This window comes from Plantibacter sp., from assembly GCF_059073635.1.
Map to the genome: position 1 here is coordinate 34,896 of NZ_JCACOF010000002.1, position 12,658 is coordinate 47,553.

Sequence of the window (12,658 nt, forward strand, 5' to 3'; positions counted from 1 at the left end):
CGGTGATGCGGACCGATGTCGCGCGTGCTCCGGATGACGATGCGGTCATCAGTACAGATGTTTGGAGCGCTCGGCTATCCACAGAGCGCAACGGGCCACGCGACACCCGGCTCCGTGATTACGCTGATGCCCGACAGGACCCTTTCGCCCTGTCGGGGTCCCCGGCCGGCTTCCCCTCGATTCCGGCCGGGACCCACTTCACCGCCAGGCGGACGTCAGGCTCAGTCGGCGTGATCGGCGCTCGCCGCGAGCAATCCGCTCGCTCCGGCGACCATCGCGGCCTCGGTCCGGGTCGCCGCTCCGAGCTTCCGCAGGATGGCCGAGACGTGGACGCTCGCGGTCTTCGCGCTGATGAACAGGCGCTCGCCGATCTGTCGATTGCTGAGCCCCTCCGCGATGAGCTGCAGCACCTGGCGCTCCCGGGCGGTCAACTCGATGGAGCCGCTCGTGCCACGCGCTCGGGGGCGGCCGTCGAGGTTCAGCGACGCTCGCTCCGCCAACGCCCGCGCACCGTCGAGCACGAGGCCGGCACCGAGCGTCGTCGCCTCGGCGACCGCGACGACGAGCGTGTCCTGTGCGCCGGCACGATCGCCGGCGGCCACCTGCGCCTCCGCGAGCCGGAGTGCGGCGTAGGGCGCGAGCACGGCCGGTGCGAACGGTCGCTCGGCCATCGCACGAGCCGTCTCCCACGCGCCGACGTCGTCACCGGTGCCGTCCGGTCCGCCGAGTTCGGCGTCGACCAGCGCGCTCCACAGCGGTGCGGTCGGCCAGAACCCCTCCTCGGCGAGCAGCGCCCGCCAGCGTTCCTCCAGCTGCCGGAGCTGATCGTCGTCGACGCCCGCGAACGGGCCGGACTCCACGTCGAGCGTGCCGGTGGCCAGCGCGATGCGGACCCGGGCCAGCACCCGCGCCGCATCCGCGAGCGCCGGGAGGTCGTACGCCGGCATCGGGCGGTGGTCCGGTGCTTCGAACACGCCGACCCCCGCCGGCGACCAGGCCCCGGCGAGGTCTCCGGCCGCCAAACCGACCTGCATCACGACGCGGGCGACACCGAACCTCGTCTGCACCTCCAGGCCGGACAGGGAGAGCATCCCTTTCCGCCACCGGCGGTACATGGTCGCCGCACTCTCGGTGTCGCCCCGCCAGAGGGTGAGCAGGATCAGCGACTGGCGGAGGTACACCGAGAACGCGAGGGGCGGCTGCAGTGCCAGGGCCCGATGCACACGCTCCTCCGCTTCGTCCCAGCGTCCGAGCGCCACCAGCGGGTCGACCGCGTTCGACGACAGGATGAGGCCCGAGCTGCGCTCGACACCCAGCTCCTTCGCCCGCTCGACGCCTTCCAATGCCGACGCGAGCGCCTCCTCGTACGATCCGAGGAGGTTCGCCATGTCAGAGGCGTTCACCCGGTAGCGGAGCAACGCACTGCCGTCGCCGTCGGCCAGTGGCTCCGCCGTCGCGAGGAGCGCCCGCCCGGCTTCCAGCTCGCCGTGGTGGATCCGCGCGATGCCGCCGATGTTCGCCGCGACCGAGGCGTTCCGCGCCGAACCGGTCCGCGCCGCCTCCCGGGCCGCCTCGTCGGCGTACTCGATGGCCCGCTCCAGCCGCCCGATGATCATGTGACGAGCGCCGAGGCTCGTCAGCAGCACGCCGCGCAGTTCGCCGGGCGTCTCGGGTGGGACCCGGTCGAGCGCCTGCTCCAGGAGATCGACCGAGCCCGGCCGACCGAGGTTGGCGAGGTAGAAGGCCTTGTCGCGAAGGAGCTTGGCCTGGTCGAGGTCGTCGCGGTCCTCGGGCGTCGCGAGCACCTCGTCGACCATGGCGATCGCCCGGTCCGTCCAGCCGGCGTTCCGCAACGCGCTCGCCGTCCGTCGCATGAGCTCCGAACGCGAGCGGCCGACGAGTGCCGCGGCATCGGGGACCTGGTCCCAGATCTCCAGGAGACGCTCGCCGAGCTGCGACTCCGTGCTGTACGCGTATGCCGCGTGCGCCTGCTCCATGGCGCGGACGGTCGCGGGGAAGGCCCGTCCGAAGTCGCGAGCGAGCATCCAGTGGTGCGACACCGCGGCAGCGACCGGCTCACCACCGACGCCTGCCTCCAGCGCCTCGGCGAACCCCGCATGGAACCGGCTCCGTTCGCCGGGCAGCAGATCGTCGTGGATCGCCTCCCGGACCAGTGCGTGCCGGAACTCGTACGTGGTCGCATCAGCGACGAGGACGTTCGACCCGATCGCCTCCCGCACACCGGTGTCGAGAGCGTCGGGGCCGCCCGTGAACACCCGCTCCAGGAGGGCGTGCTCGACGCAGACGCCACCGGCCGAGATCACGCGCAGCAGCTGTTGGGTCGCGGGCGCGAGGCGCTCGTAGCGTGCGAGCAGGAGTTCGCGGAGCGTGTCCGGGAGCTCGTCGCCGTCGCCGTCGCGGTCCTGGTCGAGACCGAGCAGCTCCTCGACGAAGAACGGGACGCCCTCGCTCCGCGCGTACACGCTGTCGATCGAGACCGTGTCGAGCGACGTGCCACGGATGGCGATCGCCTGGCGGAGCACGTCGCTGCGGCTCAACCGCTCGAGACTGTGCCGCTCGACGCGCCTCGTGCGGTCGAGCTCGGCGAGGAACCCGCGCAACGGGTGTCCGCGGGGGACGTCCTCGCTCCGGAAGGTGAGCACGATCATCACGCGATCGCAGGTGAGCGCGCGGACGAGGAACGCGAGCAGGCTGAGCGTCGCGCCGTCTGCCCAGTGGACGTCCTCGACGACGACCACGACCGGCCGGTCGCGGGAGAGCGCTTCGAACAGCACGGCGACGGTCTCGTGGAGCCGCCCGACGCCGCCCTCCCGCTGATCCTCCGCATCGGGACCGAGTGTCGGCAGCAGCGTCGCGAGGGAGGCCTTGCCCGGGCCCGCAGCCTCCAGCACCGCGTCGCGCCCGCGCTGCGCGACGAGGTCCTTCATGAGGCCGAGGACCGGTGCGTAGGGCGCGGCGACGTCACCGAGGTCCACGCACTGGCCCCTGATGACGAGCGCCGACGACCGGACCGACCGCGCGAACTCGGTGAGCAGGCGCGTCTTGCCGATACCGGCCTCGCCGCTCAGGACCACACTGCGTGACTCGCCGGCGGCGACGGCGTCGAACACGGCCTGCAGCGCTCTGAGGTCGGAGGCGCGCCCGATCATCGTCGGGCTGGTGGTGGGCAGGCTCACCACTCCATGGTCCCACCCTCGTCGGAGTCGGCCGCGGCCTCCGCGAGTCGCCCCTGCTCCTCGAGTCGTCGTTCCCGGCGGCGACGCTCCCGCTCGAGATCCCGCTGGAGTTCCTGCTCGATGAACCGTCTCGTCTCGACGGATGTGAACGGGCTGTGACTGGCGCTCGTGATCAACATGGTTCCTCCGCTGCGCACGGTGCTGGTGTCCGTGCTCGACCACTCACGTTCCTCGCTGAGGCCCGATGCCTACCTCGGGCATCTGCCCTAGTTCCGTCGGAAGCGCGTCGCTGTGGAGCCGTAAGACGGGTTCGCACCGCTCGATGGCGTGCGGTTGCCGTTCGCGCACCATGACCTCATTGAGGACATCACGATGGAGCGCACCGCGCTGTCCGGGGGCGGTTTCGTCGACCTGGACGTCGTCGGCGAGGACTTCGCGAGCGTCTTCGTGAGCCCTGGGACGTCGATCTACTTCACGACCAACGACGTGTCCGAGTCGACGCACGTCGACCTCAGCCCCACGGAAGCGGTCGACTGGGAGCTGGGGTTCTACGGCGGTGATCCAGCGGGGTGGTCGTGCCCGGTCGATCGCGGTTGGGGTTCTACGGCCTGTGATCCAGCGGAGCGGTCGTGCCCGGTCGATCGTCGGACGGGGGAGTCCTCAGTTCGCGTTCGCCCGCAGGTAGGTCTCCAGGTCCATCGGTGGGACACCGGTGACGTCCTCGATCGACGAGCTCACCTCGGCCATCACACCACTGCCGATGGCCGTATAGGTGCTCACCCAGGCGTCGACCTCCCAGTCGGGTGCGCCGTAGGAGGCTCGCGACGCGTAGGCCTCCTCGATCGTCTCGTCGTGGAAGGTGACCTCGCGGTCGCGTACCCGGCTGATCGTCGCGGCGACCTCGGCCATCGAGAGCGCCTCCGGTCCGGTGAGGTCGTAGGTGCGACCGGCGTGGGACGCCGGGTCGACGAGGATCGCCGCGGCGGTCCGCGCGATGTCGGCGCGTGCCACGAAGGAGGCGCGACCGTCCCCGGCCGGCCCGCGGATGACGCCGTCCTCACCCACGAGGGCTTCCATGAAGTCGAGGTAGAAGCCGTCGCGCAGGAACGTCCACCGCATGCCGGACGATCGGATGTGCTCCTCGGTCGCATGGTGGTCGCGCGCCAGGGTGAACACGGCATCCGGTGCCGCCGCAGCGAACGAGGTGTACACGAGGTGCTGCACGCCGGCGGCTGCTGCCGCATCGATGAACGACCGGTGCTGGTCGACCCGGTCGGCGCTCTCGGAGCCCGACACCATGAACAGGGTGTCGACGCCCTCGAGCGCCGCGCGGGCAGCGTCCTGGTCCGTGTAGCTGAACGGGTGCACGGTGCTCTGCGGGTGCCGCGGCGCCTTCGCCGGGGTGCGCACCAGCAGACGCTGCGGGATCCCGCGAGCGGCGAGATCGTGCGCCACCAGGCCGCCGAGCACACCGGTCGATCCGGTGACGGCGATGGGTCGGGGTGTGCTCGGGTTCACGGGGGTTCCTCTCAGGGGCGGACGCGGACGGCGCGTCCCTCGATCGAGACGACGTCGTCGATCTGGAGCTGGCGACCACGTCGGAGGTCGACCTCGCCGTTGACGCTCACCACGCCGTCCGCGATGGCCGCCTTCACGTCGCCGCCGGAGTCGAGCAGACCGGCGAACTTCAGGAACTGCCCGAGTCGGATCGAGTCGCCGCCGATCGGGACGTCGGTGATGTGTGCCGGGTTCGTCATCCCCGAATGCTAACAAGGATGGGTTCGCTGGACTCGGGGACAGCATGTGGTTGTACTCTCAGCGGTACCGGGCCATCGTGGCTCGCAAAGGAGCAACACCATGGGCGAGAAGTCCGCACGGAAAGAAGGCGGCAAGACCGCACCCGCGAAGACGCTGAAGGAGAAGCGCACCGCGAAGGCCGACAAGAAGGCCGGCAATGCGCGTTCGGAGAACACCGACGCAGTCACGCGGGTCAAGAACCGCTAGTCCTGATCAGCGGCCCATCGTGGTCGGTGATGCGCTCAGGCGTCTGTCCCCTCACGGAGACGGGCGCCTGTTCTGGTCTTCAGGCGTCTCCGTGACGAGCCGTCCCGCTATCGTCGTGGCATGTCCGACCTCAGCCCCGGCGACGACGCGCTCGAGCTCGCCCGCCTGCTCATCTCGATCGACTCCGTCAGTCCGACCCTTGTCCCAGGGGCTCCCGGTGAAGGACGGATCGCGGCGGTGATCGCGCAGCGACTCGAGGGCGCCGGCTTCGTGGTCGACCTCGTTCCCGCGCCGGAGGACGCGCAGCGCGTCAGCGTCGTGGCCGTGCACGCGGGATCGCAGCCGGGTCGGACGGTCGTGTTCAACGGCCATCTCGACACCGTGGGCGTCGAGGGCATGGTCGACCCCTTCAACCCGCGGATCGCGGACGGCAAGCTCTTCGGGCGCGGCGCCAGCGACATGAAGTCCGGCCTGGCGGGGTTGATCGTCGCCGCGGAGCGACTCGCCGCGGCGGACCACCCCGGCACGGTCGTCTTCACGGGCGTCGCCGACGAGGAGGACGCGAGCGTGGGGGCCGCTGCCGTCCTCCGACACCTCGCCGATCGTGGTGTGACGGCGGACGTGTGCCTCATCGCCGAGCCCACCTGGTTGGATCGGGTGTCGGCGCACCGGGGGTACGCAGTCGTCGAGGTGACGCTGCAGGGGACGGCCGCGCACTCGTCACAGCCCGGTCTGGCCGTCGATGCGATCCGCGCCCTCGGCGCGCTGCTGCAGGAGGTGGAGCGGGCCGACGACGAGCTCCATCGGCGACCGGCGCACCCGTTGCTCGACCACGGTTCGTTCACCACGACGGTGGTGCGGGCGGGGAGTGCTCCGTTCACGATCGCCGCCGACGCGACCCTCGTCATCGAGCGACGCACCCTGCCGGGTGAACGCGCTGAGGACGCCCTGGTCGAGGTCCAGGCGATGCTCGACGCGGTCGCCGCCCGGATGCCTGGTCTCCGCACGGGCGCGCGGCTGACCCATCAGCGCGAGGCCTGGGAGGCGGACGACGCAAGGGCCGGCTGCGCGGTTCGCCGACATCCTCGCCGCCGAGCTCTCCCGGGACGTCGAGGCCGCACCGGCGGCGGTCGGAGCGCCGTACTGGATGGAGTCGGCGCTCTGGCAGGCGGCGGGGATCCCGACCGTCGTGTGCGGCCCAGCGGGTGGCGGACTGCACGCCGCCGAGGAATGGGTCGACCTCGACCAGCTCCGCCGGTTCCCGGAGGCGGTCATCGCCGCGACCCGATCGACTCGCTGTCCGAATCGAGCGAGGCATGACGCCCGGTGGGACCCGACCGCGTCGCGGTGATCGGGCCGGGCGCGATCGGCACCGTGGTCGCCGCAGCGCTCCACGAACAGGGACGGACGCCGTTCATCGCTGGGCGGTCGAAGCGGCCGGAACTCCAGCTCCAGGTCGACGACGAGACGGTGACGGTCCCCGGGCCGGTCCACACCGATCCGGCGGAGTCTCCGGGCACCGCGGACCTCGTCTTCCTGGCGGTCAAGGCGACCCAGACGGCTGCCGCTGCCGACTGGCTCGCCGCGTTGTGCGGCCCGGACACGGTCGTGTGCGTCCTGCAGAACGGCGTCGAGCAGCGCGAGATGGTGGAGCCACTCGTCCGAGCGGGAACGGTCGTCCCCGCGGTCGTGTGGTTCCCGGCCACCCGCGAGCCCGGCGGCCCGGTCACCCTGCTGAGCCCGCCGCGCCTGTCCCTGCCGGAGGCACCCGGCGCCATCGTCGTCGAGGACGCGCTGCGCGGCTCCCGCTGCACCGTCGAGGTCTCGACCGATTTCACGACCCTCGCCTGGCGCAAGCTCCTGCAGAACGCCGCCGCCGGACTCATGGCGTTGACCGGACGCCGATCCGGCATGTACCGCCGAGACGACGTCGCCCGCTTGGCGCTCGACTACCTGCAGGAGTGCGCTGCCGTCGCGCGGGCCGAGGGTGCGCGGCTGGACGATGACGAACCTCAGCGGCTCCTCGACCGGTTCCGAGCCGCCCCGGTCGACCGCGGGACGTCGATCCTCGCCGACCGCGAACAGGGGCAACCGCTCGAATGGGACGTCCGCAACGCGGTGATCCAGCGGCGGGGGAGCGTGCACGGCATCCCCACGCCGATCAGCGACGTCATCGTGCCGTTGCTCGCCGCGGCGAGCGATGGACCCGGCTGAACCGCCGGCGGTGGTGGGATCGAGCGCTTCGATAAGGTCGAAAGCATGCTTCGTCTGATCGCCTTCGCGGCTCTCGGTGCTCTGCTCGGCGGCGTCATCGTGATCACCGTCGGTCCGCCCGACGTCGGGTACGCAGTCGCCGGTGTCGCACTCCCCGTCTTCATCATGACCTCGGTGCTCACGCTCGTGGCCCGGTCGGTGGGTAACGCCGTCGGTGCTTCGCCTCAGGCCGTCCAGCAGGCCAAGGACGCTCGTCGGCTCGGGGTCGCCCGCGTCGATGCGCTCCGTCAGACCGGCACCCAGATCAACGACCAGCCGCTGTGCGAACTCGACCTGACCGTCCAGCCGCTTCACGGAGCGGCGTTCGCGAGCACGATGCGCACCGTCGTCCCGCTGACCGCCATCCCGATGTTCCAGCCGGGCACCGAGCGCGATGTCGCGATCCTGCTCGACGGCGGCCCCGAGGTCGCCTTCATCGACGCCGGCGAGCTCGCTCCGGCGGAGCGTTCACGGTTGCGCGTGCCGGCTCGCGCGTCCGTCCCGTTCCTCCCCGTCGAGCCGCACCGGCGCATCGTCGACGGACGGCGACGCGGACCGTTGCTCGGCGTCGGCCGGGCCGGTCGTCCCGGCCGCTTCGCCCTGTTCGCGATCGTCGCCATCGCGGCAGCGGCCATCGTGGTCGTGCCGTACCACCAGTCCGTCGCGCAGGCGATCGCTGCCCTCGAGGACGGACGCCTCCGACCCGACCTCCGTCGCCCGGGGGCGCTCGCGGAGGCGCAGCGCGCGCTCCAGGAAGCGATCGGTCATGACCGTGTGGTGTCGATCACGGTCGCCGCCGATTTCGTCATCGTCCAGGCGCCGCTCACCGTGGGGGACACGAAGACCGACCGGTGGGAGTACCGGTATGGCCAGGTCACCAACGACGGCGCGGCGAGCATCCAACCCGAATCGGCGGCCGAGCAGTTCTCCTGGTCGGACGTCGCGCTCGACCGCGTCTGGGCGTTGATGCAGGACGGCGCAGAGCAGGTCGGCCTGCCCGTGGGTGACGCGCTCGCATACGTCGTCCGGTCGACCGACACCGACGTCGACAGCCCCACGTTCGCCCGTTCGGCCGGACCGCCGCAGATCACCTTCAGTGTCGGGGACGACTACGGTTCCACCTCGTTCGTCGCCGATGCGGACGGCTCGGGCCTCACCGCGCGGTGAGCGGCATACTGTCCTCATGAACGGTGCACCGCAGTCCTTCCCGCCACTCGTCGTCGGCTCCGACCCGGTGCGTACGGAGCGGGTGACCCGCCCGGCGTTCGTCTTCACCCTGATCGGAGCGGCACTGATCCCGGTGCTCGGGATGCTCCTCGCCGTGCTGACCACGACGTCCGGCGGATTCGCCCTCGGCATGCTGTCCGGACTGTCCTTCAGCGTCATCTCCTGGCTCATGCTGTTCGCGGTGGTGCAGTTCGCGACGGTCCGTGGAGCGCAGTCAGTGGCTCGCACGGTACTGACGCTCGACGCCGACGGCCTTCGTGGGAGCATCCCGCAAGGAGAGGTCTTCCTCCCGTGGGGAGCGATCGAGCGCATCTCGGTACGCTCACGCGGCAAGTGGCGGATCCTGACCTTCCACCTCGTCCCCGGTCTGACCGCGCAGTCTCCGGGCGTCTCGACGACCCTCCCGCCGAGGTCCTTCGCCGCGCTCGGCAAGCTCGGTTTCCAGGTCGGCGAAGTGGCGATCGACACACCCGTCGACACCGTCCTCGCCGCGACGAACGCGTTCACCGGCGGCCGTCTGCGCTGAGCCATGGTCGACGGCTCTGTCGGATGGTCTGGCACGATCGGATGTATGGACTCCGCACACGCCGCCAGCCCGGTCGCCGCCCCCGACGTCGATGCCGCGAGGACGATGTGGCAGGCGTACGCCGAGCATCGCGGCGGCGCGGGACTGGACGACGCCGACTACACGGTCGAGCATTTCGGCGACACGGCCGGGCTGGCCGACGAACTGCTCGACATCGTCCTGAGCGGACGGAAGCGGGCCACCGCCGAACTCGTCTCGGAGTTCGCGCACCGCGGGGACCCGCTCCCGCGGATCGGGTCGCACTGGATCGCGTGCGACAGTACCGGGGCCCCGCGGATCATCATCCGCAGCACCGCGCTGCGCATCGGACCGTTCGCGAGTGCAGACGCCGCGTTCGCGTTCGCCGAAGGTGAGGACGACCGCACGCTCGAGAGCTGGCAGCGCGAACACCGACGCTACTGGGAGCGGACCAGCGCGGCCCGGGGCGCGGCGTGGTCGGAGTCCGAGGACATCGTCTTCGAGTACTTCGCCGTGGTGTGGCCGCCGGAGCACGCCGACTGACACGTTCCGGTCAGACCGGTTCCGTAGACTCCCCGCATGCCGATGTCCGACTACGTCGCCTCGATCCGCGCCCACATCGGGACCGGGTTCCTCATGCTCCCCGGGGTCACCGCGGTGATCAGGGACGGGGACCGGTTCCTCCTCGGTCGCCATCACCACTCCGGCCTCTGGAGCCTGATCGGCGGCGGCGTCGAGCCGGGTGAGGAGCCCGCCGACGCACTGCTCCGCGAGGTCCTCGAGGAGACCGGCGCCCGGGTCCGCATCCGCGGCATCGTCGGGGTGTACGGCGGTGAACCGATGATGGTGCGCTACCCGAACGGCGACCACGTCGGGTACGTCACCACCGCCTACGACTGCGAGCTCCTCAGTGAGGCGACCGCAGATCCCGAGGAACTTCTCGAACTCGGTTGGTTCGCTCGGGACGAGATCCCGACCCTGCCGCGACGCGATTGGATCGATCGCGTCATCGGCGACGCCCCTGGACATGAGTCGGCGGGTAGCGAGGAACGGGTCGGGTCGTGATCAGCGTCGTCCTGTTCGACCTCGACGGCGTGATCCGACACTTCGATCCGGCACCGGTTTCCGACATCGAGGTCAGGTACGGGCTGCAGCCCGGTGCGCTCGCCGGGATCGCCTTCGCGGCGCCGCTCATCGACGAGGTCACCACCGGCCGGATCACGAGAGCCGAATGGGTCAGCCGGATCGGACACCTCGTCGGTGACCAGGCGGCAGCTGAGGAATGGGGTGCTCAGACGTGGTCGGTCGACGACGCGCTACTGGACCTGTCCGATGAGATCCGCGCCGCCGGGCTGAGGACGGCGGTGCTCACGAACGGCACGGACACCATCGCCGCTGAGCTGGCGACGTCCGGCATCGCCGACCACTTCGACGCGATCTTCAACTCGGCGGACATCGGCTTCGCGAAACCCGACGTCCGAGCGTTCCAGCACGTGCTCGATGCGCTGCAGGTGCGGGGCGAGGACGTGTTCTTCACCGATGACTCGGCAGCGAAGCTCGCCGGAGCAGCACGCCTGTCGATGTCCACGCACCGGTTCACGACGGTCGACGACCTTCGGGGTCGCCTGCACGCCGCGGGAGTACCGGTTCGCGGTGCGCAGGCGCCCGAACGCTCAGGCCGAGGCGAGCTGGCGGGCCGTGAGGACGCCGGTCTCGAGCGCTGAGAGCGCCACGACCTTGTAGCCCTCCGCGTCGAAGAAGATGGTGACGCGGTCGGGCTCGACGCCCATGACGGTGCCTGGACCGAACTCCTCGTGGTGCACCGCCTGGTCGACGTGCAAGGGGGAGGCGTCGCTGGCGCTGTCCGTCCCGGCGTGCTGCTGTGCCCGCTCCTGCTCCTGATGCGCTTCGTGCCGTTCGCAGCCGTCGCAGTTCCCGCACCACTCCGGGGCCTCGACACCGAAGTACTCCAGCAGGACGCGCCGGCGGCAGTGGGAGGTCTCGGCATAGGTGCGCATCATCGCCAGCCGCGACTCCGCGATGCGTTCCCGCGACGCGAGCGTCTCGCGGACGGCGGCGACGGCTCGCTTGGGACCGACCTCCTGGACGGCCCGGACGCCGTCCACCGTGTCGACCAGCCGTGCGTCGGCGAGGTCGTTGACGAGCCTCGTGACGCTCCGTCGCGGCTGGTTGACCTTCGTCGCGAGCTCGCCGACCGACAGGCCGGGCGTCGAACGGACGGCCCGCCAGACGGCGCGCAGTGCGGATTCCGACACCGAACGCTTGGTGAAGAAACGACGGAGACCGAGGTCCTCCGCGCGGTAGTGGAGCGCGGTGGTGGCCGGTTCGCCGTCCCGCCCCGCACGACCGACCTCCTGATAGTAGGCGTCGAGCGATTCGGAGGTCGTGGCGTGCAGGACGAAGCGGACGTCTGCGCGGTCGATCCCCATGCCGAACGCCGAGGTGGCGACGACGACGTCGAGTTCGCCGGCGCGCCAGCGGTCGTGGACGGCGCGACGCTCCTTCGACGACAGGCCCGCGTGGTACGCGGCCACCTGTCGTCCGTCGGCGGCGATCTCCTCCGCATATCGGGTCGTCTCGGCTCTCGTGGCCACGTAGACCAACCCGGGTGCGGTCCAGCTGCGAGCCTCGTCGACGACCGCTGCCCGTTTCTCCGCTTCGCTCTCGTGGCGGCGGACGAGGAGTCGGATCTCCGGTCGGTCGACGCCGTGGACCTGGACGTCCGGGTCGTGCATGCGCAACCGTTCGATGATCTCCGAGCGGACGGGCCCGGAGGCGGTGGCCGTCATGGCGAGGACGGGCGGGTCGCCGAGGTCGTGACGGACGTCGGCCAAGCGGAGGTAGTCGGGTCGGAAATCGGTCCCCCACGAGGACACGCAGTGCGCTTCGTCGACGACCATCAGGGACACGCCGGCCGCCCGGAGTCGAGCGACGGTCTCCTCGTTCGCGAGCTGCTCCGGAGCCAGCAACACGTAGACCGGGCCGCCCTGGTCGATGAGGTCCCATGCCGCGGCGACGGCGGCCGTCCCGAGCGAGGCGTTGAGCGCGACGGCCGGCGGTGCGTCCGGTGCGTCGGCGATCGAGGCGATCTGGTCGGCCTGCAGGGCGACCAGCGGTGAGATCACCAGGGTCACACCGCCGCGCTGGGCGCCGGCGACCTGGTAGACGGCCGACTTCCCGCCGCCGGTGGCGAGGACCAGGAGCGTGTCCCGGCCGGCGACGGCCGACTGGATCGCCTCGCGCTGTCCCGGCAGGAACGTGTCCCACCCGAAGTCCTCGCGGGCGATGCGGGCGAGGGAAGCGGCGGACGAGCGAGAAGAACCCATGTCGGCGACGCTACCTCCGCGCACCGACGTGCAGTTGACTCTTGACGACCGTGCCTGGCTCTGCAACAGCGATCCGTCGAACGCTG

The 12,658-nt window shown here is 70.9% G+C and carries 13 protein-coding genes; 8 read left to right on the forward strand and 5 right to left on the reverse strand.

What is annotated here, in order from left to right; all coding sequences use genetic code 11:
- Positions 1–221: 221 nt before the first annotated feature.
- The 4 genes from AC5JOC_RS02785 to AC5JOC_RS02800 all read right to left on the reverse strand — a co-directional run bounded on the left by AC5JOC_RS02785 (position 222) and on the right by AC5JOC_RS02800 (position 4,954).
- Entirely contained in the window at positions 222–3,197 is a 2,976-nt protein-coding gene (locus AC5JOC_RS02785; protein WP_494245233.1) for a helix-turn-helix transcriptional regulator, read from the reverse strand.
- Positions 3,194–3,376 carry a hypothetical protein gene (locus tag AC5JOC_RS02790; RefSeq protein WP_192004280.1) on the reverse strand — a complete coding sequence of 61 codons (183 nt, stop codon included), beginning with the start codon at positions 3,374–3,376 and terminating at the stop codon, positions 3,194–3,196. Before AC5JOC_RS02790 ends, AC5JOC_RS02785 begins: the two co-directional genes overlap by 4 nt.
- Before the next feature lie 481 nt (positions 3,377–3,857).
- Complete coding sequence (locus AC5JOC_RS02795) at positions 3,858–4,715, reverse strand: SDR family oxidoreductase (RefSeq protein WP_494245235.1); 858 nt, start codon at positions 4,713–4,715, stop codon at positions 3,858–3,860.
- An 11-nt stretch (positions 4,716–4,726) separates the two neighbouring features.
- A complete protein-coding gene (locus AC5JOC_RS02800; protein WP_124768382.1) occupies positions 4,727–4,954 on the reverse strand; it encodes an RNA-binding S4 domain-containing protein in 228 nt (75 codons plus the stop codon).
- 100 nt (positions 4,955–5,054) lie between these two features.
- Here AC5JOC_RS02800 and AC5JOC_RS02805 point away from each other — a divergent pair, with 100 nt between their 5' ends.
- From AC5JOC_RS02805 to AC5JOC_RS02840, 8 genes are all read left to right on the forward strand, one after another.
- Positions 5,055–5,201, forward strand: coding sequence for a hypothetical protein (locus AC5JOC_RS02805; RefSeq protein ID WP_157579891.1), 147 nt, complete (start codon positions 5,055–5,057; stop codon positions 5,199–5,201).
- A 120-nt stretch (positions 5,202–5,321) separates the two neighbouring features.
- On the forward strand, positions 5,322–6,521 hold the full coding sequence (locus AC5JOC_RS02810; protein ID WP_494245238.1) for a M20 family metallopeptidase: 1,200 nt from the start codon (positions 5,322–5,324) through the stop codon (positions 6,519–6,521).
- A 6-nt stretch (positions 6,522–6,527) separates the two neighbouring features.
- Positions 6,528–7,415: an oxidoreductase gene (locus AC5JOC_RS02815; protein ID WP_494245240.1), complete on the forward strand. Its 888-nt coding sequence runs from the start codon at positions 6,528–6,530 to the stop codon at positions 7,413–7,415.
- A gap of 45 nt (positions 7,416–7,460) precedes the next feature.
- Positions 7,461–8,621: a hypothetical protein gene (locus AC5JOC_RS02820; RefSeq protein WP_124768385.1), complete on the forward strand. Its 1,161-nt coding sequence runs from the start codon at positions 7,461–7,463 to the stop codon at positions 8,619–8,621.
- Positions 8,622–8,637: 16 nt separating this feature from the next.
- Positions 8,638–9,207: a hypothetical protein gene (locus AC5JOC_RS02825; protein WP_137242572.1), complete on the forward strand. Its 570-nt coding sequence runs from the start codon at positions 8,638–8,640 to the stop codon at positions 9,205–9,207.
- A 45-nt stretch (positions 9,208–9,252) separates the two neighbouring features.
- Positions 9,253–9,768, forward strand: coding sequence for an ASCH domain-containing protein (locus tag AC5JOC_RS02830; protein ID WP_494245241.1), 516 nt, complete (start codon positions 9,253–9,255; stop codon positions 9,766–9,768).
- Between the two features lie 36 nt (positions 9,769–9,804).
- Positions 9,805–10,290: an NUDIX domain-containing protein gene (locus AC5JOC_RS02835; protein WP_229939788.1), complete on the forward strand. Its 486-nt coding sequence runs from the start codon at positions 9,805–9,807 to the stop codon at positions 10,288–10,290.
- Positions 10,287–10,949, forward strand: a complete 663-nt coding sequence (locus tag AC5JOC_RS02840; RefSeq protein ID WP_494245244.1) for an HAD-IA family hydrolase — start codon at positions 10,287–10,289, stop codon at positions 10,947–10,949. Before AC5JOC_RS02835 ends, AC5JOC_RS02840 begins: the two co-directional genes overlap by 4 nt.
- On the opposite strand, the gene AC5JOC_RS02845 is transcribed toward AC5JOC_RS02840, so the two are convergent.
- Positions 10,899–12,572 (reverse strand): RecQ family ATP-dependent DNA helicase, encoded by a 1,674-nt coding sequence (locus AC5JOC_RS02845; RefSeq protein WP_494245246.1) that lies wholly within the window; start codon positions 12,570–12,572, stop codon positions 10,899–10,901. The two genes, AC5JOC_RS02840 and AC5JOC_RS02845, sit on opposite strands and share 51 nt — an antisense overlap.
- Between the last annotated feature and the right edge of the window lie 86 nt (positions 12,573–12,658).

What these genes read in the sequence shown, in the direction of transcription:
- AC5JOC_RS02790 (WP_192004280.1), bottom strand. Translation starts at nt 3,376, where the DNA reads ATGTTGATCACGAGCGCCAGTCACAGCCCGTTCACATCCGTCGAGACG.
- AC5JOC_RS02800 (WP_124768382.1), bottom strand. Translation starts at nt 4,954, where the DNA reads ATGACGAACCCGGCACACATCACCGACGTCCCGATCGGCGGCGACTCG.
- AC5JOC_RS02805 (WP_157579891.1), top strand. Translation starts at nt 5,055, where the DNA reads ATGGGCGAGAAGTCCGCACGGAAAGAAGGCGGCAAGACCGCACCCGCG.
- AC5JOC_RS02810 (WP_494245238.1), top strand. Translation starts at nt 5,322, where the DNA reads ATGTCCGACCTCAGCCCCGGCGACGACGCGCTCGAGCTCGCCCGCCTG.
- AC5JOC_RS02820 (WP_124768385.1), top strand. Translation starts at nt 7,461, where the DNA reads ATGCTTCGTCTGATCGCCTTCGCGGCTCTCGGTGCTCTGCTCGGCGGC.
- AC5JOC_RS02825 (WP_137242572.1), top strand. Translation starts at nt 8,638, where the DNA reads ATGAACGGTGCACCGCAGTCCTTCCCGCCACTCGTCGTCGGCTCCGAC.
- AC5JOC_RS02830 (WP_494245241.1), top strand. Translation starts at nt 9,253, where the DNA reads ATGGACTCCGCACACGCCGCCAGCCCGGTCGCCGCCCCCGACGTCGAT.
- AC5JOC_RS02835 (WP_229939788.1), top strand. Translation starts at nt 9,805, where the DNA reads ATGCCGATGTCCGACTACGTCGCCTCGATCCGCGCCCACATCGGGACC.
- AC5JOC_RS02845 (WP_494245246.1), bottom strand. Translation starts at nt 12,572, where the DNA reads ATGGGTTCTTCTCGCTCGTCCGCCGCTTCCCTCGCCCGCATCGCCCGC.